Raw genomic sequence first — 21,743 nt, 5'->3', positions numbered from 1 at the left:
GCTCCTCCGGGCGAGTTGGGCGGTCAGGCGAACCTGTCCGCCGAAATGATTTCGGCAGTTCGGGCAACCTGGGGGGATGCCATGTGCCGGAATATCTTCCCACAACAACCCAACCCGCCGATCCTGCCGAGTCGATCGGCGGCGACGGCTCGGCCGGTCGTGCGGGCGCCGGCGTGCGGGCGCGCCGTCGGGGGGCGGGCCGCCGCGGTTGCGTCCGGGGGGGAGGGCGTTCACGCTGCCTGCGTTCGCCCCGTGTTCTTTGCCGAGTCAGGTCCCCGCCGATGTCCGTCCTCGTGGTGCTGTTGGGGTCCGCGGCGGGCTTGGGGCTGGCGTACGTCGTGCTGGGGCGCTGGCTGAGCCACGTGTTCGGCGTGGACGCCAACGCCGTGGTGCCCAGCATCGCCAAGGAGGACGGGCAGGACTTCGTGCCGACCCGCCGCTGGGTCGTGTTCGCCCACCACTTCACCAGCATCGCCGGCACCGGGCCGATCGTGGGGCCGGCGGTGGCGGTGTTCTGGGGCTGGCTGCCGGCGCTGGTCTGGGTGCTGGTGGGCAGCGTGCTGGTCGGGGCGGTGCACGACTTCGGCAGTCTGGTGGTCAGCTTGAAGAACGGCGGGGCCACGGTGGGCGAGGCGGCCGGTCGGCTGATCTCCCCGCGGGCGCGGTGGCTGTTCCTGTCGGTGCTCTGGCTGGCCCTGACCGTCGTGCTGGGCGTGTTCGGCCTGGTGATCGCCAGCGTGTTCGGTCTGTACCCGGAAAGCGTGCTGCCGGTGTGGGCGGCGATGCCGCTGGCGATCCTGCTGGGACGCTCCCTGAAAAGCGGCGGGAGCCTGACCGTGCCGGTCGTCGGCGGATTGGCGATCCTGCTGGGCTGCGTCTGGCTGGGGGCGACCTATCTCCCGGTGGACCTCGCCGAGATCCTGCCGGCGATGGGGCTGGACTCCTGGAACCCGGTGGTCGTCTGGACCGTGCTGTTGCTGGCGTACTGCTACGCGGCGAGCGTGATGCCGGTGGGTCTGCTGCTCCAACCGCGCGACCTGCTCAACAGCGGCCTGCTGTTCCTGACGATGGCGGCGCTGGTCGTCGGCGCCGGGGTTGCGGGCGTCACGGGCGACGCCAGCCTGGACAGCGCCCCGATGATCGTCACCGCGGAGGCCCGCCCGTTCGACGCCCCCGCAATCCTGCCGTTCCTGTTCGTCACCGTCGCCTGCGGGGCGTGCAGCGGGTTCCACTGCCTCGTGGCGAGCGGGACCAGCAGCAAGCAGGTGAAGAGCGAACTGGACGCCCGCCCGGTCGGCTACGGGGCAATGCTGTGCGAGGCGTTCCTGGCGGTGCTGGTGATCCTGGCCTGCACCGCGGGGCTGGGGATGAACGCGGTCGGGCCGACGGGCGAGGCGTTCGCCTCCGGCCGGGCGGCGTGGGAAGCCACCTACGTGCCCGGCGGGAGCTGGGCGAGCTTCCGGCTGCCCCAGATGATCGGGGCGTTCGTCGCCGGCGGGGCGAACTTTTTACAGGAGATCGGCATCCCGGCCTGGTTCGGGGTGGGCCTGATCGCCACCACCGTCGCCGGCTTCGCGGCCACCACGCTGGACAGCGCCACCCGCTTGCAGCGCTACGTCGTGCAGGAACTGGCCGGCGGACTGGCGGAGAAGGCCCCGATCTTCAGCGTCTTCACCGGCCGTCACCCGGCGACGCTGATCGCGGTGCTGGCCGGCGGGGCCATCGCCCTGATCCGGGCGCCGGGTCTGGGCTACGGCACCGGCGGCCTGATCCTGTGGCCGCTGTTCGGGGCGACGAACCAACTGCTGGCCGGGCTGGCGTTCCTGGTGATCGCCTTCTACCTGCACCGTCGCCGCAAGCCGGTGCTGTGGCTCGTGCCCGCGGCGCTGCTGATGGTCGCGGTGCCGGCCTGGGCGATGGCGGTGCAGGTCTTCGCCCCGGAGACCGGCTGGATCGCTCAGGAAAACTGGCTGCTGACCGCGATGGGCGTGGCCGTGTTGCTGCTGGAAGGCTGGGTGCTGATCGAAGCCGTGCGGATGTGGCCGCGCGTCCCCCGGGCCGAAGTGGCCCCCAGCGCCACCGCCGCCTGAGGCATCCCGCCTGAGCGCCCCCAATTCGCCGTCGCCGTTAGGCGGCGCGTGTTTCTGAGCTCTCGCGCCGCCTGGCGGCGACGGCGAAGCAGGGCGAGCCAAGAAACAGGGCGCGCGAAGGATCGTTCGGAAGGATTTTGCACCCGGTTGCAAAAATTCCTTCAAGTCCCTCTTGGGGCTTCGGCTGCGAAGCACTACACCCCCGCCCGCACGGCGACGTCACTCTCCAACACGGTTCGACGCGGCTCGTCACCCCCGACCCGCCCGCCCGAATCGGTCGTCGCCCGCTTTCCCTCGGCACAACCCATTTCCGTTTCTCACCGGACTTCGTCGGTTCCCCCCCGGGGCCGGTGGCGGCCGGACCACGCAAGGACTGCTCCCATGGCCCGGTTCACGACTCTGGCTCGTTCCCTGAAGCGCGTCGCCCCGGCCCTGGCCGGCGCCGGCGTTCTCGCCCTGTCCACCGGGTGCTGCTGCGGCGCCGGCGGCGGGTACGGCAGCTACTACGGCGCCCCGGGCGGCGGCTGCGAGAGCGGCCAGTGCAGCCCCGGCTACGGCTCCGGCTACGGCGCCCCGATCTACCCGCAGGGCGCGATGGCCGCCCCGATGGGCCCCACCGCCTCCGCCCCGGTCTACTACCAGACCGCCGCCGCCCCGCAGGCCTACTACGTCGCCCCGACGCAGACCGCCGCCGCCCCCGTCAACTGCGTGCCGACCTACTGAGTCGGCCCCGGCCGGGGGACCGCCCCGCCTCGCCGTCGCCGAGATCGCACCCCGATCCGGCGATTGGATCGCCCCTCGGCGGTCCTGCCGCCCCTCGGCGGTCCCGCCGCCTGTCGGCGACGGCGAAGCGGGCGTAGGATGCGAACCCGTTTTCGCACCTCGATCTCCTGCCTGATGTCCGCGACGACCGCACCTGACACTGTTTCGGTCTCGTCCGCCGCGGACGCCCTGAAGATCGTGCCGCACCCGCATCCTGCGTTGCGGCGCAAAGCGCAACCCGTCACCGAGATCAACGCCGCCCTGCGGCGCCACGTTTCGGAGATGTTCGAGCTGATGTACGCCCACGAGGGCATCGGTCTGGCGGCCACCCAGGTGGCCCGGCCGTGGCGGCTGTTCGTCGCCAACCCGACCGGCGACGCGGAGGAAAAGGACCAGGAACAGGTCTTCATCAACCCCGAGATCGTCCGCCGCACCGGCAGCGAGACGGCCGAGGAAGGCTGCCTGAGCCTGCCCCAACTTTTCGGCGACGTCCGTCGCGCCCAGCGGATCGTCGTGGAGGCGTTCGACCTGAACGGCAAATTGTTCGCCATGGATCTGGAGGACCTGCCCGCCCGGGTGGTCCTGCACGAGTTCGACCATTTGGACGGGGTGATGTTCCCCGACCGCATGACCCCCGCCGAAAAAGCCAAGGCCGCCCCCAAACTGGCGGACTTCGAGCACGCCTGGACCAAGGCCCAGAAAAACGGCGAGATCCCGTCGAACCGGGCTCTGCTCAAAGAGTTCGAGGCGTTCAAGCTGTAAACGGTCGCGCGTGAGCCCGGAGCGCAAGCTCCGGCCGTCGGCCCTGCCGACGCGGGCCCTCCGAAACGACTCCGCACTTCCGGAGCTTGCGCTCCGGGCTCACCCTGTCGACCCCATGCGCGTTCTTTTTCTCGGCACCGGCGCCTTCGGCGAGCCCGCGTTGCGGGCGATCGCCAAGTCGCGGCACAAGCTCGTCGGCCTCGTCACTCAGCCGGACCGCGGGGGGACGGGGAAGCACACCTCCGTCCCGCCGATGAAGGCCGCCGCGGAGAAGTTCAACCTGCCGGTCTTTCAGCCGCCGCGGGTCAACGTCGCCGACAGCCTCGAGCGCCTGCGGGAGTTCAAGGCGGATGCGTACGTCGTCGCCGCCTACGGGCAGATCCTCAGCGAAAAGCTGCTGGCGATCCCGCCGAAGGGGGCGTTCAACCTGCACGCCTCGCTGCTGCCGAAGTTCCGCGGCGCCGCCCCGATCCACGCCGCAATCCGGGGGGGAGAAGAGGAGACAGGCGTCACGATTTTCCAGATCGTCCGCGAACTGGACGCCGGCCCCGTGTTGGGGGCGGAGGCCACGGCGATCGGCCGGTTCGAAACCGCCGGGGAGCTGCACGACCGCCTCGCCCGCCTCGCGGCGCCGCTCACGCTGGAAGTGCTGGACGCCCTGGAGAGGGGCACCGCGGTGCCGGTGCGACAGGATCACGACCTCGCCACCTACGCCCCGCAGATGGAGAAGGCGGAGGGGCAGATCGACTGGACCCGCTCCGCCGGCGCCGTCAGCCGGCACGTCCGCGGGATGAGCCCCTGGCCGGGGGCGTTCTCGATCTTCGAGCCCGGCGGATTGCAGACGAAGGGCGGCAAACCGGCCCGCTGCGTGTTCGAATCGGTGGACACCGTGCCCGGCGACGGCAGTCGCCCCGGCGAGGCCTCCGACCGCGGCGGCGATCTGGTGGTAGCCTGCGGCTCCGGCGCCGTGCGGGTGCGTTCCATCAAGCCCGCGGGCAAACGCTCGATGAGCGGCGCCGAGTTCCTCCGCGGCCGCGGCGCCGGGCGGTTCGTCAGTTAGCGGCTCAGCTTGGCCGCCCCGCGCCGCCCCACTACACTGCGCGACCGGCCGCCCTGCGCGCGTTCCAATCCGAACGCGGGGTCTGTCGGTTACGGTTTGCGCCCCCGTCCCCGCTGCGAAACGACCCCGATGGCCTCCGGCTCCCTCGCCACGCCCGAAGCCCGCGCCAACCACGCGCCGCATTCCCGCAACGGTCAAGCCGGAGAGCAAAGCCTGGACGACGCCGAACTGCGGGACTGGTTCGAGTCCCTCGAGGACGTGCTGCACCGGCACGGCTCCACCGAGGCGACGCGGTTGCTCCGCCGTCTGGACGACTACGCCCGGAAGCACGGCGTCGAACTGCCGTTCGACCCGACCACCCCCTACGTCAACACGATCTCCCCGGAGCGCCAGCCGGACTACCCCGGCGACGAGGAGCTCGAACGCACGATCCGTAGCCTGATCCGCTGGAACGCCGCGGCGATGGTCGTGCGGGCCAATAAGGGCGACACCGGCGTCGGCGGGCACATCTCGACCTACGCGTCCTCCTGCACGCTGTACGAAGTCGGCTTCAACCACTTCTTCCACGCACGGACCAAGGATCACCCCGGGGACTTCATCTATTTCCAGGGCCACGCCGCCCCGGGGATGTACTCGCGGGCCTTCCTGGAAGGCCGGTTCGACGAATCGCACCTCGACAACTTCCGTCAGGAACTGCCCCGCGGCACCGGCCTGTCCAGCTATCCGCACCCGTGGCTGATGCCGGACTTCTGGCAGTTCCCCACGGTCTCGATGGGCCTGGGACCGATCACCAGCCTGTATCACGCCCGATTCCTGCGGTACCTGGGGAACCGCGGCCTGCTGCAAAACGATAAATCGACCGTCTGGGCGTTCCTCGGCGACGGGGAAATGGACGAGCCGGAATCCCTCGGCGCCCTCACGCTGCCGGTCCGCGAGGGGCTGGACAACGTCGTCTGGGTCGTGAACTGCAATCTGCAACGCCTCGACGGCCCGGTTCGCGGCAACGGCAAGATCGTGCAGGAACTGGAAGGCATCTTCCGCGGCGCCGGCTGGAACGTCGTGAAGTGCCTGTGGGGCACCGGCTGGGACGAACTGATCGCCAAGGACAAGACCGGCAAGTTGGTGGCCAAGCTGGAGGGCACCGTCGACGGCGAGTTCCAGCGCCTCTCCACGGCTCCCGGCGCCGTGGTCCGCAAGGAGTTCTTCGGCCCCGACCCGGACCTGCAGGCCCTCGTCGCCGATATGAAGGACGAGGAGATCGAACGCCTCCGCCGCGGCGGCCACGATCCGAAGAAGGTCTACGCCGCCTATCAAACCGCCACCGAGCGGAACGGTCGGCCGACCGTCGTGCTGGCTCAGACCATCAAGGGCTACGGCCTGGGCGAGGCCGGCGAGGGCAAGATGGTCGCCCACAACGCCAAGAAGATGACCACGGAGCAGCTCAAGGCGTTCCGCGACCGCTTCCGCGTGCCCGTCAGCGACAAAGAGTGCGAAACGGCCCCGTTCTATAAACCGGACGCCGACTCGCCGGAGATGAAATACCTCACGGAGCACCGGGAGAAGCTCGGCGGCTCCATGCCCCGCCGCCTCGCGGAGCACGAAAAGCTCAACGTCCCCGGCCTGGAGAAGTTCAAGGCCTATTTCGACGGCACCGGCGACAAAACCGTCAGCACGACCTTCGTCCTCGGTCAGTTACTCCAGAGGACGCTGCTGAAGGATAAAGCCCTCGGCGAGCGCATCGTCCCCATTATTCCGGACGAAGCCCGCACCTTCGGGTTCGAGGGGCTGTTCGCGCAGATCGGCATCTACTCCCCCAAGGGTCAGCTGTACGAGCCGGTCGACCGTAAGGTCTCCATGTATTACAAGGAGTCGAAGAACGGCCAGATGCTGGAGGAGGGCATCAACGAAGCCGGCGCCATGAGCAGCTTCGTCGCCGCGGGCACCGCGTACGCCAACGTCGGCGTGCCGATGATCCCGTTCTATGTCTATTACAGCATGTTCGGCTTCCAGCGGGTCGGCGACCTGATCTGGCTGGCCGGCGACAGCCGCGCCAAAGGCTTCCTGTGCGGCGGGACCAGCGGACGGACCAGCCTCAACGGCGAGGGCCTCCAGCACCAGGACGGCCACTCCCCGCTGATGGCCTCCACCGTGCCCAACCTGCGGGCCTACGATCCGGCGTATAACTACGAACTCGCCATTATCGTGCAGGACGGCCTCCGCCGGATGTACGCGGAGGGCGAGGACTGCTTCTACTATCTGTCCGTCTATAACGACGACAGCTACAGCCACCCCGCCAAGCCGGAAGGCTGCGAGGAGGGCGTCCTCCGCGGCCTCTACAAGGTCAAATCCGTCGACGGCAAGAACGGTCGCGTGCAGCTGTTCGGCAGCGGGCCGATCCTGCCGTACGTGCTGCGGGCGCAGGCGATTCTGTCGGAGAACTACGGCGTCGGCAGCGACGTCTGGAGCGTGACCAGCTACAGCGAACTGGCCCGTGAAGCCCGCGCCGTCACCCGGCAGAACCGCCTGCACCCCGGCGAGACGCCGCAGCAGAGCTACCTCGAGCAGGTCCTGCCGACCGACGGCGGGCCGTTCGTCGCCAGCAGCGACAATGTGCGGTTGGTGCAGGACCAGATCCGCGAGTGGGTGCCCGGCCGCTACGTCGCCCTCGGCACCGACGGCTTCGGCCGCAGCGAGACCCGCTCGGCCCTGCGTCGGCACTTTGAGATCGACGCGGAGTGCGTCGCCTACGCCGCCCTGTCGGCCCTCGCCGCCGACGGCGACTTCGACGCGAAGAAGCTGCCCGGCGTGCTCAAGGATCTCGGCATCGACCCGGACAAGGTCGACCCGATGGGCGCCTGACGCCCCCCGATTCATCACTCCCCCGCAACGCCGAGGCCCCGCGGGGCCTCGGCTTTACGTCCACAGATAGCTCCCCCGTCCCGCATGGCGACCGCATTTAATCTGCCCGAAGTCTCCGAAGGGGTCGAGGCGGCGGACATTTCCGAGATCCTCGTCGCCGTCGGCGACAAGGTGGAGAAGGGTCAGTTGGTGATGGAGGTGGAGACGGAAAAGGCCGTCGCCGCCGTCGAGATCCCCTTCGCCGGCACAATTACGGAGATCCTCGTCAGCGAGGGCGACACCGTAAAGATCGGCGCCCCGCTGCTGAACGTCGAGCAGGGCGAGGGCGCCGCCGCCCCGGCGGCAGAGCCCAAGTCCGACGCCCCTGCGGCGAAACAGCCCGCGGCGAAGCAGGCATCCGCGGAGGCCGCCCCGGCCAAGTCTGCGGCCCCGGCGAAGCCCGCAGCGACGGTCTCCACGGCGCCGGACGGCGATCGCCCGCCGGCCCCCGCCGCCCCCAGCGTGCGGCGGCTGGCCCGTGAATTGGGCGTGAACCTGTACGACGTCTCCGGCAGCGCCCGCGGCGGGCGGATTCTCGCCGAGGACGTGAAGGCCCACGCCGAGGGCGGCGCCAAGGCCGGCGGCGCGAACCGTTTGATCGCCTCCGATCGCGGCGGCGTCGATTCCGCCCTGATCCCCGCCGCCGGCGCCGGCGCGATGACCGCCCCGGACCTGCCGGACTTCAGCCAGTACGGCGTGATCCGGCGGGAGCGGATGAACAAGATCGCCAAGACGGCCGCGGCCCACCTCTCCTACGCCTGGCACTCGATCCCGCACGTCACCCAGCACGACGAAGCGGACATCACCGCCCTCGAAGCCGCCCGCAAGGCCTACGGCGCCGGCGCCGGCAAGAACGGCCCGAAGGTCACGATGACGGCCATCCTCGCCAAGGCCGTCGCCGGGGTGTTGAAGGAGCACCCGATCTTCAATTCCTCGCTGGACCTCGGCAGCGGCGAGATCATTTATAAAGAGTACATCAACATCGGCATCGCGGTGGACACCGACGCCGGTCTGGTCGTCCCGGTGATCCGGGACGTCGATCAGAAGTCCATCCTGGAGATCGCCGCCGACCTCACGGAGATCGCCGGCCGCGCCCGCGATCGCAAATTGGGTCTGGAGGAGATGCGCGGCGGCACCTTCACGATCAGCAACCTCGGCGGCATCGGCGGCGGGCACTTCACCCCGATCGTCAACCACCCGGAGGTCGCGATCCTCGGCGTCTCCCGCGGCAAAAACGTGGTGGAGCTGGACGCCTCCGGCAAGCCGGTCCAGAAGCTGATGGTCCCGCTCTCCCTGAGCTACGACCACCGCGTGATCAACGGTGCCGACGGCGCCCGGTTCATTCGCAGCCTGAACATCGCCCTCAGCGACTTCATGGCGCTGCTGGTCAACGCCTGAACGACCGGCCTAAGACGTGGCGTTCGATCTCTCGACTTACGAACGGCTTCGGCCGTTTCTCTATCACCGGTCGCACGCTCCGAACCTTCCGGCGATCCGGCGGGACGGGGCGCTGCGGTGTGCGGACGATGTCCGCGGCGGGCCGGCAGGCCAACTCCGGCCGCGACGAGCGATGGAGGAAGTGACTCGTGACGGCCGGATGCTGTATCTGACCGACCAGAAGCCGCTCGCCCTCGGGGCGATCGCATGGGAAGAGGGCTGGGACGCGGCCCGTTGGCTACGGCGGTTGGATACGCTGGTGTTCCTCTGGCCCGGCGACGAACACGGTCCGCGGGGATATGCGAAGGCACACGGCGAAAAGTACGACAGACAGGCCGCCGGGGGTGGCCCAGCCCCGGTTCTACTGCGAGTCCCGTTCGCCGACGCGCTCGCCGCGAATCCCTCGCTCATGCCGCTGTTCTGCCGGTACAACAGCGGCGGCCCGCGGGCACAACCGTCCGGCGGCTCGCCGCGGGGCGACTCGACCTTTCGCCCGGCGAACGAGTGCGACTTCACCCCCGGCCGCGTTCAGGAACTCGCCTTCGACAGAGGTCCCGTCGCCCTGCCGACATCCACGGCCGTTCGCAGCGAGAGTGACTGGGAACCGCTGTTCGGCTGAGCGTCCGGAGTCGGCGTTCGGCTGATTGCCAAGCCCGCCGGGGGTATCGTCGCGGGGTCCGTCGTTCCCCCGAAAGCTCTCGATGTCCATTCCCGACGCCTGCCCGATGTGCGGCAGTTCCCGAAGCCACTTCAAGCTGTCCCGCTCGACCGGCCGGGCCAAGTGCGGCGTCTGCGGCGAGGTGTTCGAATCGGACGGGGACGACGTCGGCGGGGGCACGGCGCTGGAGCGACCGCGACGCTCCGGCAGCGGCGGGCGGGGCCGGGCGGCCGATCGGGTGAAGTCGCCGGCCATCGCCCTTTTGGTCGTCGGCGGGCTCTCGTTGCTGAGTTCGCTCGGCTATTCGGCGCTGACCGGCGTCGCCGCCCTGAACGGCCCGCCGCCGCCCGAGCCGGGGTTGGCCCCCGCCGAAGCCGCGGGTCGGAAGGCCGGTTTCTACATCGGGGCGATCGGGTTTCCCCTCGCCACCCTCACGCTCACCGGTCTGATCCTGATGGGCGGCTATCAGATGCTCAACGTGCAGTCCTGGGGCTGGGCACTGACCGGAACGCTCGCGGCGATGGTGCCCTGCTGCAACTTCACGGCCCTGATCGGATTCCCGATCGGGATCTGGGTGTTGATCGTGCTGTTCGATCCGCAGGTCAAAGCGGCGTTCCGCTAACCGCTCGACCGGCACGGCGCCGGGGCGCCGCACGGGTCCGCTGCGGTTGGGACGCCGGGCGTGCCGCCGTAGTATCCCGGTTCCTCCCGCCTCGCCCCGCTCGACCGACCCCGCCCCGATGGCCCGCGATTTTGTCCTCCCCGAAGTCTCCGAGGGCGTCACCGAGGCCGACGTGTCCGAAGTCCTCGTCGCCGAAGGGGATACGGTCGAGGAAAATCAGGTCGTCGTGGAGGTGGAAACGGAGAAGGCCGTCGCCCCGGTCGAGATTCCCTTCGCCGGCAAGGTGACGAAAGTGCACGTCGCCCCCGGCGACACGGTGAAGATTGGCGCCCCGCTGATGACCGTCGAGCCGTCCGGCGTCTCGAAGGGGGACGGGGGCGGCGACGCGACCCCGGACGCCGCTGCGGCCCCGCAGAAGGCCGAGCAGCCGACCGCCGCCAACACGCCGGCCGAGGCCGCGGCGCCCGGCGACGGCGACAAAGCCCGCACCGGCGACTACGACACCGCCGCCGACCCCTTCGACGACGTGCGGCCCGAGGGCGCCCCCACCCCGAAAAACGAGCTGCCCGAGGGCGCCTACGACGTGGTCGTGCTCGGCGGCGGCCCCGGGGGCTACCCCGCCGCCTTCGAGGCTGCCGACCGCGGCATGAAGGTCGCCCTGATCGACGAGAACCCCAAGTTCGGCGGCGTCTGCCTGCGGGTCGGCTGCATCCCCTCCAAGACCCTCCTGCACGTCGCCAAATTGCTGCACGAGGCGGAAGAGGCCGAGCAGTGGGGCATTCATTTCGAGAAGCCGACGATCGACCTCGCCAAGCTGCGGGACTTTAAATCGGGCGTCGTCAATAAACTCACCGGCGGCGTCTCCCAATTGGGCAAGGGCCGCGGCGTGGAGATGATCGAGGGCCGCGGCACGCTGACCGGGTCGAACAGCCTCACGGTCAAGGGGCCGGACGGCAAGGAGCGGGAACTGCACTTCGCCCGCTGCATCGTCGCCGTCGGGAGTCAGCCGGCGGTGCCGAAGATTTTCGACATCGGCGACGATCGGGTGATGAACAGCACCGGCGCCCTCGAATTGAAGGACGTGCCGGAGAAGTTGCTGGTCGTCGGCGGCGGCTATATCGGGCTGGAAATGGGCAGCGTTTACGCGGCTCTCGGCTCGAAGGTGACCGTGGTCGAAATGACCGACGGCCTGCTGCCCGGGGCGGACCGCGACCTCGTCAAACCGCTGCAAACCCGCATTGAGCAGGCGTTCGACCGCGTGCTGCTGAACACGAAGGTGGAGTCCCTCGAAGCGACCGACGGCGGCATCAAAGCGACGCTCTCCGGCGAACAGATCGAGGGCGGCAGCCGTACGGAGAGCTTCGACCGCGTGCTGATCGCGATCGGCCGTCGCCCCAACGGCAAGACCTGCGGCGTGGAGACGACGAAGGCCGAGGTCGACGACCGCGGCTTCGTCGTCGTCAACCGCCGCATGGAGACCGCCGACCCGAATATTCTCGCCATCGGCGACGTCGCCGGGGAGCCGATGCTGGCCCACAAGGCGACCCGCGAAGCCAAGATCGCCGTTGAAACGATCGCCGGCGAGGACGCGGTATTCGACAACCGCGGCGTCCCCGCCGTCGTCTTCACCGACCCCGAACTGGCCTGGGTCGGCCTGACCGAATCGGAGGCCCAGCGCGACGGCGTGAAGGTGACGGTCGCCCGCTTCCCCTGGGGCGCCAGCGGCCGGGCCCAAACGATCGACCGCACCGACGGCCTGACGAAGCTGATCTGCGATCCCGAAAGCGGCCGCATCCTCGGCGTGGGCATCGTCGGCGCCAACGCCGGCGAATTGATCGCCGAGGGCACGCTCGCCGTGGAGATGGGCGCCGTCGCCGCCGACCTCGCCGAGACGATCCACGCCCACCCGACGCTCTCCGAAACGCTGATGGAGGGCGGCGAAGCGGTGTTCGGCCAGGCGACCCACTACTTCAAGAAGAAGCGGTGACGGAACCACGGGCGCGGTATGCTGCCCGCATGTCGAACGCCGCGACGATCCATGATTGGACCCGCGTGGATGCGGGAATCTGGCACAGCTTCCACCTCCAGTGGATCGCGGAGATTAATAAGGAATTGAACGGAGGCGTCCTCCCGGCCCCGTACTACGCCCTCGCGGAGCCGCAGGGCGGATTTACCGTGGAGGAGGGAGCGGCAGGCGACCGGGGAACGACCGGGGGTCCGTCGACGGAGCCGCGGCGGTTCGAGGCGGATCTGCTCGCCCTGCACGAGAGCGACGAAGCGGCGGACGGCGGGGTCCTGCTGGCGGACGCTGCCCCGCGCGTCCGATTGACCGCTCCGCTCACTCCTTCGCCGCCCGGAGCCCGCCGGATCGCGGTTCGGTACGGTTCCGCCGACCGGATTGTGGCGCTGATCGAACTGGTCTCTCCCGGCAATCGGGACGGGCGGGCGAAGGCAACGGCGTTCTGCAACAAGGTCGAAGCGGCGATCCTGGCCGGCGTTCACGTCCTGATGATCGACCTGTTCCCGTCCAATCCGCTGCTCCCGACAGGGATGCACGGGGCTGTCGCGGAGCGGTTCGGCGTCGAGTACCGGCCGCCGGACGGCGAACCGCTCACCTGTGCGTCGTACCGGGCGGCGGAATCGGCGACGACCAGCTTCGTGGAACCGTTGCGGGTCGGGGCTGCCCCGCCGGTGATGCCGCTGTTCCTCTCGCGGACCCGATACGTCGAACTACCCCTCGCCGACAGCTACGCCGCTGCGTTCGCGGCGACGCCCCGGAAGTACCGCGAGGCGCTGGAACCGGCGACATAAACCGTCGCCGCAGCGCCGGAACCGCGTCGGGGACCGCTATACTGCCCGCATGTCATTGTTCGCCGCCGCCGAAGCCGCTCGTGCGGACGCCGCCCAGCCGCTCGCGGCCCGGATGCGGCCGCGCACGCTGGAGGAGTTCGCCGGGCAATCGCACCTGCTGGGCGAGGGCAAACTGCTGCGGCGGATGCTCGCGGCGGACCGGGTCGGCAGCGTGATCCTGTTCGGCCCGCCGGGCACCGGCAAGACGACGCTGGCCCGGTTGATCGCCAAGCATTCCAAGGCGCATTTCGAAAGCCTGAACGCGGCGGCGATCGGGGTAAAGGAGGTCCGGGCGGTCTTGAACTCCGCCGCGGATCGCCTGTCCGCGGTGGGCGCCCGCACGGTGCTGTTCCTCGACGAGATTCACCGCTTCAGCCGCTCCCAGCAGGACGTGTTGTTGCCGGACGTGGAGGCCGGCCGGGTGACGCTGGTGGGGGCGACGACGGCGAACCCGTATTTCGCCCTCGTCGGGCCGTTGCTGAGTCGGTCGACGATCTTCGAGTTAAAACCGCTGACGAACGACGAAATCGTCGCGGTTCTGGAGCGGGCGTTGCGCGACCGGGACCGCGGTCTGGCGGACGCCGGGGTGACGGTCGAACCGGCGGCGCTGCGGTTTCTGGCGGAGATCTGCGAGGGCGACGCCCGCCGGGCGCTGACGGGGCTGGAGGTCGCCGTCCGCAGCGTCCGGGCTCCCGACGAACCGGGCCGGGCGACGGTCACGCTGGCGGACGCCGAGGAGAGCGTGCAGCGGAAAAGCCTGCACCACGACGCCGCGGGGGACGAGCACTACGACGTCATTTCCGCGTTCATTAAAAGCATGCGGGGCTCCGACCCGGACGCCACCATTTATTGGCTGGCCCGGATGCTGAACGCCGGAGAGGACCCGCGGTTTCTGGCCCGCCGCATCGTGATTTGCGCCGCGGAGGACGTGGGGAACGCCGACCCGCAGGCGCTCGTTCTGGCCCAGAGCGCTGCGGCGGCCTTGGAGTTTGTGGGGATGCCGGAGGGCCGCATCCCGCTGGCCCAGGCGGCGGTGTACGTCGCCACGGCGCCGAAGTCGAACGCCTCCTATAAGGCCATCGACGCGGCGCTGGAGGAGGTTCGCACCAAGCGGATCCTGCCCGTGCCGCCGCACCTCAAGGACCCGCGCAGCGGCGGCAGTCGGCAGGAGCCGGCGAAGGGACGATATCTCTATCCGCACAATTATCCCGGCGGGCGCATCGAGCAGGACTACCTGCCGGAGCCGCGGACCTTTTACGAACCGACCGGCCGCGGGGCGGATCGGCCCGATCGCTGACCGACCGACGGAGGGGTGAGCCCGGCGCAGGCGGCGGGCGGGGGGGCGGGGGGGTACGCTGTGCGGCGTTCGCCTCAAGCCGAGACCTCTCCGATGAGCGCCGCCCCCCGCCGCGTCCTGCTGGCCACCGATCACTCCGACGAATCGCACGCCGCCGGTCGGACGCTGGCCGCGTTGCCGTTCCCGTCCCCGCCGGAGGTCACGCTGCTGCACGCGCTGGCGGTGCCGACGGTCTCCACCGGCACCGGCCCAAGGCCGATCCCCGACGCGGCGATCGCACGGATGCAGTCCGCGGCGGAGGAGGCCCAGGCCGCGGAGGCCGGGCCGCTGGAAGCTGCGGGCCTGACGGTTTCGTCGGAGATTCGCCGTGGCAAACCGGCCGACACGATCGTCGCGGCGGCCGCGGAGGCGCACGCGGATCTCGTCGTGCTGGGGGCGGTGGGGCAGTCGGCGCTGGAGCGCCTGCTGTTGGGGTCAGTCTCCGACCGCGTCGCCGGCTCGGTCGGCAGTTCCTGCCTGGTGGTGCGACCGACGGGTTGGCCGGACGAGGGCCGCCCGCCGCGGCTGCTGATTGCCGTCGACGAGACCCCCGCCTCCGCCCGGGCCGCGGCGTGCCTGGCGGCGCTGCGGTGGCCGGCGGGCACGACGGCGGCGCTGGTCTCGGTGATGCAGACCTTCGACACCTTCGTGCCGGACTTCACGAACACGCTGCCGACGCTGTGGGACGAGCTGCGGGTCTCCAGCGAACGCCGCCTGGCCGAGGCCGCCGCCCCCTTCGAGGCCGCGGGGCTGGAGGTGACGACCGACCTGCAAACCGCGGCCCACGTGGGGGAGACGCTCTGCCGCCGGGCGCGAGTCCATAAGGCGGATTTCGTCGCCGTCGGCGATCACGGCGGCAGCGCCGCGATGAAGTTCCTGCTCGGCAGTACGTCCCGCTACGTGCTGCGGCACAGCGCCAGTTCCGTCTGGATCTGCCGCGACGCCGCCGGCTGACGCCCTCGCCGGCCCGGCGGTATGCTGCTTGCGCCCATGTCGACCCGCTCCGCACCTGCCGTCCGCATCCTTTGGGGAACGCTGTTCGCTGCGTTCGCCGCGACGGTTTGGGGGCCGTCCACGGCGTGGGCCCGGCAGGACCGACTGGAGCCGCCCGGCCCGCGGGAGTTCATCCTCGACACGGCCAATCTGCTGGACGAGGAGACCGAGGCCCGCATTCACGAGCGGACCGACAAGCTGCTCACGGACACCGCGACGCCGATCGTGGTCGTGACCGTGCCGTCCGTGGACGAGGCGGGCGGGAGCGGGTCGGGCGGCGTGGCGGTCGATCGCTTCGCCCGGGAGTTGTTCAACCGCTGGGGCGTGGGGCAGGCGGAGATCAACGGCCAGGAGTGGAACACCGGCATCCTGCTGCTCGTCTCCCCCGGCGATCGGGCCGCCCGCATTGAACTGGGCGCCGGCTGGGGCTATCGGGAGGACGCGACGGCCCAGCGAATCATGGACGAGTACCTCGTCCCCAACTTCCGCCGCGAACGCTACGCGGAAGGGATCGAGCAGGGCGTCGAAGCCCTGGACGCGATGGCTCGGAAACTCGAACTGCCGGCTCAGCCGACGCCCTGGTGGGTCTGGGCTCTGGCGGCGGCGGCGGCCGGGCTGGGTGTCTTCACGGCGCTGTCGCTGATCCGCAGCGGGTCGAGCGGCTGGGCGTGGGCCCTCTGGGCGGTCGTGTTCGCGGGCATCGGCTGGTTCCTGTACCAGGCCGCGACGAACAGCAGTTCAAGCAGCGGCGGCGGGTTCAGCGGCGGGTCGTTCGGCGGGGGGTTCTCCGGCGGCGGCGGAGCGAGCGGTTCGTGGTGACGTTTTTCCCCGGATGACCTGATGAAACGCGCCGCTGATCTCTTTGACGCCGCCGCCCGGGAACGGGTGCGGGCTGCGGTCGCCGCGGCGGAGAAGTCGACCAGTTGCGAGTTGGTCCCGGTGGTGGCGACCGCCTCCGGCCGCTACGACCGGGCCGAGGACGTGGTCGGCCTGTGGCTGGCCTGCGCCGCGGCGCTCGCCGTCTGGCTGCTCTGGCCGCACGCGGCGGGGCCGGGGGAGTGGGACGCCTCGCCGGCGTGGCTCGGGGCGCTGGCGCTGCTGGCGGCGATCCTCCTCGCCTTCAGCCTCGGGGCGTGGCTGGCGGGGCGCCTCGGCGGGTTGCGGCGGCCGTTCGTCCCGGCCGATCAGGCGGCCGAGGAGGTGGACGCCGCCGCCCGCCGAGCCTTCTTCGACCGCCGTGTGCACCACACCGCCGGGGCGACCGGCGTGCTGCTGTACGTCTCCCTCTACGAACACAGGGCCGCCGTGCTGGCGGACCGGGCCGTGGTGGAGGCACTGGGCGAGGGCTTCACCTGCGAGGTCTGCGCCACGCTGACCGCCGGCCTGCGGGGCGAGGGGTCAGCGGGCGGAGACCCGGCGGACGCCCTGTGCGCCGCGATCGCCGCCGCCGCCGCCCGCCTCGCCGCGGTCCTGCCGCGGACGGCCGACGATCGGGACGAACTCTCCGACGCGCTGGTGTTGCTTGAGGAGCCGGGGCGATGAGCGACGACACCCCGCCTCCCTCCGTCGAGCCGTCCAGACGTCGTTCCGCCATGCCGCCCCTCCGCGCGGCGGCGTGGAGCTTGTGCCTACTAATTGCGAGCGGGATCGTCGTCTGCGTGGCCCTGGCGTTCGTCCGCAGCACGGCGTTGACGGCCGTGACCGTGACCGCCCTCGATGCGGCGCAGGAACCGCGCGACCACGCCCTCCCCCTTGTGCGGCAGACGGAGGCACTGCCGGACTACGAAATCGTGTTGCGAGGTCGCAGGCTGTTCGAGCATCGGTCGTTGGGGGTGAAGCCGGACCGTTCGGCCGTCGACGGGCTGCGATGGGAGGCGGCGCCCCCGGTCGCATTGGCGGAGGTGGTCGCCGTGGATCTTCGCGAACGAGACGCGATCCTCTCGGACACGCTCGCGACCGCTCAACCGACCGTCGCCGCGGTGCAGGACGGGAACTATCGGTTCGAGTTTGAAACGGGACGCTCTTGGGAGGCGGGAGTCGAATCATTCTTCGACACCCCGATCGGCAAGGCCCTCACCGCGGGGATCATGCTGGCAATCGTGGCCCTCGTCCTGCTGCCGTTCCTCGGACCGCTGTGAGGAGCAGCCGCGACGTGCTTCCCTGGCCGACGGCTTTCCGAGACTGACAATGTCCGATGCTCCCCGCTCCATGCGGCAGCGAATGCTCGCCGGCGAACTGTACCTGGCGAACGACGCGGAACTGGTCGCGCTCCGGCAACGGGCGACGCGGCTGTGCGCCGCCCACGCCGCGACCGATCCGGCGGACGCCTCAGGACGGACGGCGATCCTGGCCGACCTGTTCGGCTCGCTGGGGCCGGGGGCGGAGGTCACGCCGCCCTTTCGCTGCGACTACGGCGCCCACGTCACGGTCGGCGAACGGTTCTACGCCAACTTCGGCTGCGTGATTCTGGACTGCGCCGCGGTCACGATCGGCGATCGCGTGCTGCTGGGCCCGGGGGTGCAGATCTACGCGGCGACGCATCCGCTGGACGTGAAAACGCGGTCGGAGGGGTGGGAGTCGGCGGCGCCGGTGACGATCGGCGACGACGTGTGGATCGGCGGCGGGGCGATCCTCTGCCCCGGGGTGACGATCGGGGACCGGGCCGTGATCGGCGCCGGCAGCGTGGTGACGCGGGACGTTCCAGCCGGGGTGATCGCCGCCGGCAATCCCTGCCGCGTGCTCCGGCCGGCCCCCGGCGAATCGAACGCGGGCGGCTCGGCGGAGGGGGGGTGGGCGTGACGCCGCAATCGCTAGACTTGCAGGCGCCTGGAGGAAATCGCCGTCCCCGTTCTCACATCGTTATGCCGATCGGAATTCGCCCCTTGCTGACCGCCGCAATCGCGTTGGCGACGCTGCTCGGTCCTCGTCCCGATTCGGCGTCCGCTCAGGAGGCGGACGCGGCCGAGCAGCCGACCTATACGAATCCGATCATCCCGGCCATCGGCCCGGCCGATCCGGACGTGATTCAGCACGAGGGCACGTATTACCTGTACCCGACCGACGACGGCCGGAGTTACGACGTTTACACCTCCACCGACCTGGTCCGTTGGATGAAGGGGCCGAAAGTCTTCGAACCGGACGGGGCGCGGCGCCTGTGGGCCCCGGACGTCTTCCGCGATCCGACCGACGGCAAGTTCTATCTGTATTACACCTGGGACTTCACGGTCGGCGTCGCCGTCGGCGACGGCCCCCTCGGCCCGTTCAAGAAAAAGGCCGACCTGTTCGAGCGGGCGATCGACGCGGAGATGTTCCGCGACGACGACGGCCGGTACTACCTGTACTACGTTGAAGACGTGCGCGGCGCCGACCCGTTCAGGCTGCGCATCCGCGTGCAGCCGATGGCCTCGCCCACCGAAAAGCTCGGAGAATCCACGCTGCTGCTGGAACCGACCGAGCCGTGGGAAACCAAAAGCGGCGTCGTCAACGAAGGCCCCGTGATGCTCAAGCGCGACGGGACGTATTATCTGATCTATTCCGGCACGGGGGCGGCCACCTTGAACTACGCCGTCGGCTATGCGACCTCGGACAGCCCGACCGGGCCGTTTAAAAAGTACGAAGGGAACCCCATCATTTCCCGCGGCGACGGCGTGTACGGCCCGGGGCACGGCTCCGTGGTGCGGGACGCCGCCGGGGAGCTGTGGCACGTTTATCATCAGCAGAAAGACGGGACGCGGCAGTGGAACCGCTTCCTCTGTCTCGACCCGCTGTGGTTCGACGACGACGGCGTCCTGCATGGCCGGGCCACCCGGGGCACGCCCCAACCCGCCCCCGCGGTCGACGCTGAGTGAACCCCGCGGTTGACGCCGAGCGAGCCCCGCGGGGGCGGGAGAATTCCAACGCTCCGACCGACCGGCGGCGGGCGCTCTGAGCGTCGCCCGCTGCACGGCGCCGACCGCTGCTCCTCACCGGGAAATCCCTCCAATGACCGCCCCGCTGCTCCTCTCCGCCCTGCTGTTGCCGATCGCGCCGAACGTCGAACGCCCCGGGATGCCGCGTTCCGAAGTGTCGATCGTCGCCGTCGGCACGGTCCGCGACGTCTTCACCTCCGGCGCCGGCACGCAAAACGTGCGACGGGTCACGCTGCTGGAGGTCGAGGAAGTGGAACGCGGTCGCGACCTCGTCCCCGGCCGGTTCCTTTACCTCTCCACCTTCGAGAATCGGATGGGGCCGGTCCCGACGACCGGGGCCGGCGGGCACGCGGGCTACAAACCGGCCGGCTTCCGCCTGCGGGTGTGGATCGTCGGCAAGGACGGCCGGAACGAGGGCCTCTATCCGGAGTGGTACGAAGTTCTGCCGCCCGTCGAGAAGCGGGACTGACGAACTCTGAACGCCGCGGCGGGACGGAAGCGCCTACCCTGGCGGGGGCCGCTGGCGCACGAGACGACTTCGTGCGGCGGCGCGGCGGCGACGATCGGGAACGGGGACGCGCTCGCGTATCGTCATGATCGCTCCCACGGTTCCCGCAGTCCGACGCCGCCCCGCCCGTGACGCCCGCCCCGACGCCCGCCCCGGATTCGCCCCCGGGCTCCCGCGCCAAGAAGGCGCCCGGCCGCTATCGGGTGGGGGTGATGACGATGGAGGTGGAGGGCGATCGGCCGGACGCCTTCGCGGCGCTGGTGCGGTCGGCGGTCGATCAATTTGACGCGACGATTCAATCCGACGGGACAGGCGAGGGGGCGGCGGGGGTCTCGGTGGAGCTGCTCGCCTTTCGCGGGCCGCACCTGACGCCGACGGAGGGGGCGTACCGGCCGCTGGACTTTCTGCGGATCGGATTGACGGAGAAGTTGGAGCGCGGCGTGCACTTCCTATTAATCGTCACGGAGGTGGATCTGTCCTCCGCGGCGTTCACCTCCACCGTCGCGCTGCCCAGCCGGCTGACGAACGTGGCGGTGATTTCCACTAAGCGGCTGGACCCGGCCTATCGGGGCGAGCCGCCGGACCCGGACGCCGCGGCGGCCGCCCTGACGGCGCTGTTGCGGCATTGCTTCGGCCATCTGCTGAACCTGCCGCATCATCCCGGGCCGAACAACGTGATGTACGACTTCGCCCAGGTCGACGAGCTGGCCGCGATGACCGAACTCACCGAGACCCAGCGGGCCCGCGTGCGACGCGCCCTGCCGCGGGAGGCCCGTGAACGCACCACCGCGAGCCGGGCGGGGCGCCTGGCGCGGTGGCGATTCGCCCTGAAAGTCGCATTTTCGAACGCCGGCGGGATCGTCGGGGCGGCGCTGCGGGCGAACCCGATCCGGCTGCTCGGTCGGCTGCCGACGCTCGTCACCACCGCCCTCAGCGTGCTGCTGGTCCTGTTTTTCAGCCCGGAGCCGTGGGACGTGGGCAGTACGGTGGAGCTCTATCAATTAGCCCTGTTCAGCGCCGTGGCCGTGATCGGCGCGACGGCGGCGCTGTATCGGGCGTTCGGATTCGGAGCCGTGCGGGATCGGACTCGGGCGCTGTCCGAGAGCGCCGTCGTCACCGCCGCCGCCACGCTGCTGAGCTTGGGGGCGACGATGGCGCTGCTGTTCACGGCGCTGGCGGGGCTGGTCTGGCTGGGCGCCGCGACGGTCTTCCCCCGCCAACTGATGGAAACCTGGCCCACGGTCGACCCGGCGGTGCGGACGGCGGACCACCTCAAGCTGAGCCTGTTCGTCGCCGCGATCGCCACGCTGGCCGGCTCGCTGGGCGGGCGGGCCGACAGCCGCGATCTGGTCCGCGGCGTGCTGTTCGTGGATGAGGAGACCTGAGGGAACCGCCCTACTCGGGCCAGTGGTCCGACCCGTCCCGGTCCCCTTCGTCAGCGCCCGCACCGCCAACGCCGGGACTGTCGGCGCCAGGGCCCACGACGACGAATTCTGCCTGCGCCTTCTCGTCAAACGCCCAGGGGAGATCGACCCGGCCGCGGACGCACCAGTACAACTCGATCAACTCCCCGGCGAACGACCGCGGGGCGTCCTTCGGCAGGGTCGCGGCGAAGGGCACGCGGACCGTCTGCCCCGCGGCGACGGGGCCGGTCTGGCCGTCGGCCTGGGCAACCACGCCGCTGCTCACGTCGCCGCGGCCGCGGGTGCTCCACAGCAGTTCCAGCCGAACGTGCTTGGGCGTGACCTCTTTCTCCGTGGTGAAGATCGCCGCCCCGCGGACGACGCCGCCGGGCGCCGCCTCGGGGGCGTCCAACTCAATCGAGAACATCTTGTCTCCGAAACGGGCGTTGCGCAGCG

The 21,743-nt window shown here is 70.3% G+C and carries 20 protein-coding genes; 19 read left to right on the top strand and 1 reads right to left on the bottom strand.

Annotation, left to right across the window (positions count from 1 at the left end):
- Nucleotides 1-281: 281 nt before the first annotated feature.
- From CA12_RS10040 to CA12_RS09950, 19 genes are all read left to right on the top strand, one after another.
- On the top strand, nucleotides 282-2,090 hold the full coding sequence (locus CA12_RS10040) for a carbon starvation CstA family protein (RefSeq protein ID WP_145358821.1): 1,809 nt from the start codon (nucleotides 282-284) through the stop codon (nucleotides 2,088-2,090).
- Nucleotides 2,091-2,471: 381 nt separating this feature from the next.
- A complete protein-coding gene (locus CA12_RS10035) occupies nucleotides 2,472-2,813 on the top strand; it encodes a hypothetical protein (RefSeq protein WP_145358820.1) in 342 nt (113 codons plus the stop codon).
- A 174-nt stretch (nucleotides 2,814-2,987) separates the two neighbouring features.
- Nucleotides 2,988-3,614 carry a peptide deformylase gene (gene def / locus CA12_RS10030; RefSeq protein WP_145358819.1) on the top strand — a complete coding sequence of 209 codons (627 nt, stop codon included), beginning with the start codon at nucleotides 2,988-2,990 and terminating at the stop codon, nucleotides 3,612-3,614.
- A 115-nt stretch (nucleotides 3,615-3,729) separates the two neighbouring features.
- Nucleotides 3,730-4,674: a methionyl-tRNA formyltransferase gene (gene fmt / locus CA12_RS10025; RefSeq protein WP_145358818.1), complete on the top strand. Its 945-nt coding sequence runs from the start codon at nucleotides 3,730-3,732 to the stop codon at nucleotides 4,672-4,674.
- A gap of 129 nt (nucleotides 4,675-4,803) precedes the next feature.
- Entirely contained in the window at nucleotides 4,804-7,533 is a 2,730-nt protein-coding gene (gene aceE, locus CA12_RS10020; RefSeq protein ID WP_145358817.1) for a pyruvate dehydrogenase (acetyl-transferring), homodimeric type, read from the top strand.
- A gap of 84 nt (nucleotides 7,534-7,617) precedes the next feature.
- Entirely contained in the window at nucleotides 7,618-8,970 is a 1,353-nt protein-coding gene (locus CA12_RS10015; RefSeq protein WP_145358816.1) for a 2-oxo acid dehydrogenase subunit E2, read from the top strand.
- 16 nt (nucleotides 8,971-8,986) lie between these two features.
- A complete protein-coding gene (locus CA12_RS10010; RefSeq protein ID WP_145358815.1) occupies nucleotides 8,987-9,628 on the top strand; it encodes a DUF7002 family protein in 642 nt (213 codons plus the stop codon).
- Nucleotides 9,629-9,710: 82 nt separating this feature from the next.
- Nucleotides 9,711-10,289 (top strand): hypothetical protein, encoded by a 579-nt coding sequence (locus CA12_RS10005; protein WP_145358814.1) that lies wholly within the window; start codon nucleotides 9,711-9,713, stop codon nucleotides 10,287-10,289.
- A gap of 118 nt (nucleotides 10,290-10,407) precedes the next feature.
- The gene (gene lpdA, locus CA12_RS10000; protein WP_165700670.1) at nucleotides 10,408-12,276 is read left to right on the top strand and encodes a dihydrolipoyl dehydrogenase; all 1,869 of its coding nucleotides are present in this window, start codon (nucleotides 10,408-10,410) and stop codon (nucleotides 12,274-12,276) included.
- Between the two features lie 29 nt (nucleotides 12,277-12,305).
- The gene (locus CA12_RS09995) at nucleotides 12,306-13,100 is read left to right on the top strand and encodes a hypothetical protein (RefSeq protein ID WP_145358813.1); all 795 of its coding nucleotides are present in this window, start codon (nucleotides 12,306-12,308) and stop codon (nucleotides 13,098-13,100) included.
- Between the two features lie 49 nt (nucleotides 13,101-13,149).
- Nucleotides 13,150-14,436, top strand: coding sequence for a replication-associated recombination protein A (locus tag CA12_RS09990; protein ID WP_145358812.1), 1,287 nt, complete (start codon nucleotides 13,150-13,152; stop codon nucleotides 14,434-14,436).
- Between the two features lie 93 nt (nucleotides 14,437-14,529).
- Nucleotides 14,530-15,429, top strand: coding sequence for a universal stress protein (locus CA12_RS09985; RefSeq protein WP_145358811.1), 900 nt, complete (start codon nucleotides 14,530-14,532; stop codon nucleotides 15,427-15,429).
- 36 nt (nucleotides 15,430-15,465) lie between these two features.
- A complete protein-coding gene (locus CA12_RS09980) occupies nucleotides 15,466-16,287 on the top strand; it encodes a TPM domain-containing protein (RefSeq protein ID WP_165700669.1) in 822 nt (273 codons plus the stop codon).
- A gap of 21 nt (nucleotides 16,288-16,308) precedes the next feature.
- The gene (locus CA12_RS09975) at nucleotides 16,309-17,010 is read left to right on the top strand and encodes a hypothetical protein (protein ID WP_145358809.1); all 702 of its coding nucleotides are present in this window, start codon (nucleotides 16,309-16,311) and stop codon (nucleotides 17,008-17,010) included.
- Nucleotides 17,011-17,060: 50 nt separating this feature from the next.
- Entirely contained in the window at nucleotides 17,061-17,606 is a 546-nt protein-coding gene (locus CA12_RS09970; RefSeq protein ID WP_145358808.1) for a hypothetical protein, read from the top strand.
- Between the two features lie 49 nt (nucleotides 17,607-17,655).
- Nucleotides 17,656-18,267, top strand: coding sequence for a sugar O-acetyltransferase (locus CA12_RS09965; protein ID WP_145358807.1), 612 nt, complete (start codon nucleotides 17,656-17,658; stop codon nucleotides 18,265-18,267).
- Between the two features lie 83 nt (nucleotides 18,268-18,350).
- A complete protein-coding gene (locus CA12_RS09960; protein ID WP_165700668.1) occupies nucleotides 18,351-19,316 on the top strand; it encodes a glycoside hydrolase family 43 protein in 966 nt (321 codons plus the stop codon).
- Between the two features lie 133 nt (nucleotides 19,317-19,449).
- The gene (locus CA12_RS09955; RefSeq protein WP_145358805.1) at nucleotides 19,450-19,845 is read left to right on the top strand and encodes a hypothetical protein; all 396 of its coding nucleotides are present in this window, start codon (nucleotides 19,450-19,452) and stop codon (nucleotides 19,843-19,845) included.
- Nucleotides 19,846-20,012: 167 nt separating this feature from the next.
- Nucleotides 20,013-21,269 carry a zinc metalloprotease gene (locus CA12_RS09950; RefSeq protein ID WP_145358804.1) on the top strand — a complete coding sequence of 419 codons (1,257 nt, stop codon included), beginning with the start codon at nucleotides 20,013-20,015 and terminating at the stop codon, nucleotides 21,267-21,269.
- Nucleotides 21,270-21,279: 10 nt separating this feature from the next.
- Here the strand turns inward: CA12_RS09950 and CA12_RS09945 are convergent, their stop codons facing one another.
- Nucleotides 21,280-21,714: a vacuolar protein sorting-associated family 26 protein gene (locus tag CA12_RS09945; protein WP_145358803.1), complete on the bottom strand. Its 435-nt coding sequence runs from the start codon at nucleotides 21,712-21,714 to the stop codon at nucleotides 21,280-21,282.
- Between the last annotated feature and the right edge of the window lie 29 nt (nucleotides 21,715-21,743).

This window comes from Alienimonas californiensis (assembly GCF_007743815.1).
Lineage (GTDB): Bacteria > Planctomycetota > Planctomycetia > Planctomycetales > Planctomycetaceae > Alienimonas > Alienimonas californiensis.
This window is presented reverse-complemented; position numbering and strand designations above follow the sequence as displayed.

Bases quoted from the DNA above. Each gene is read 5' to 3' on its own strand.
- CA12_RS09990 (WP_145358812.1), top strand. From the start codon at position 13,150: ATGTCATTGTTCGCCGCCGCCGAAGCCGCTCGTGCGGACGCCGCCCAG.
- CA12_RS10005 (WP_145358814.1), top strand. From the start codon at position 9,711: ATGTCCATTCCCGACGCCTGCCCGATGTGCGGCAGTTCCCGAAGCCAC.
- aceE (WP_145358817.1), top strand. From the start codon at position 4,804: ATGGCCTCCGGCTCCCTCGCCACGCCCGAAGCCCGCGCCAACCACGCG.
- CA12_RS09985 (WP_145358811.1), top strand. From the start codon at position 14,530: ATGAGCGCCGCCCCCCGCCGCGTCCTGCTGGCCACCGATCACTCCGAC.
- CA12_RS09995 (WP_145358813.1), top strand. From the start codon at position 12,306: ATGTCGAACGCCGCGACGATCCATGATTGGACCCGCGTGGATGCGGGA.
- CA12_RS09975 (WP_145358809.1), top strand. From the start codon at position 16,309: ATGAAACGCGCCGCTGATCTCTTTGACGCCGCCGCCCGGGAACGGGTG.
- CA12_RS09965 (WP_145358807.1), top strand. From the start codon at position 17,656: ATGTCCGATGCTCCCCGCTCCATGCGGCAGCGAATGCTCGCCGGCGAA.
- CA12_RS10040 (WP_145358821.1), top strand. From the start codon at position 282: ATGTCCGTCCTCGTGGTGCTGTTGGGGTCCGCGGCGGGCTTGGGGCTG.
- CA12_RS09970 (WP_145358808.1), top strand. From the start codon at position 17,061: ATGCCGCCCCTCCGCGCGGCGGCGTGGAGCTTGTGCCTACTAATTGCG.
- def (WP_145358819.1), top strand. From the start codon at position 2,988: ATGTCCGCGACGACCGCACCTGACACTGTTTCGGTCTCGTCCGCCGCG.
- CA12_RS09945 (WP_145358803.1), bottom strand. From the start codon at position 21,714: ATGTTCTCGATTGAGTTGGACGCCCCCGAGGCGGCGCCCGGCGGCGTC.
- CA12_RS10035 (WP_145358820.1), top strand. From the start codon at position 2,472: ATGGCCCGGTTCACGACTCTGGCTCGTTCCCTGAAGCGCGTCGCCCCG.
- lpdA (WP_165700670.1), top strand. From the start codon at position 10,408: ATGGCCCGCGATTTTGTCCTCCCCGAAGTCTCCGAGGGCGTCACCGAG.
- CA12_RS09955 (WP_145358805.1), top strand. From the start codon at position 19,450: ATGACCGCCCCGCTGCTCCTCTCCGCCCTGCTGTTGCCGATCGCGCCG.
- fmt (WP_145358818.1), top strand. From the start codon at position 3,730: ATGCGCGTTCTTTTTCTCGGCACCGGCGCCTTCGGCGAGCCCGCGTTG.
- CA12_RS10015 (WP_145358816.1), top strand. From the start codon at position 7,618: ATGGCGACCGCATTTAATCTGCCCGAAGTCTCCGAAGGGGTCGAGGCG.
- CA12_RS09980 (WP_165700669.1), top strand. From the start codon at position 15,466: ATGTCGACCCGCTCCGCACCTGCCGTCCGCATCCTTTGGGGAACGCTG.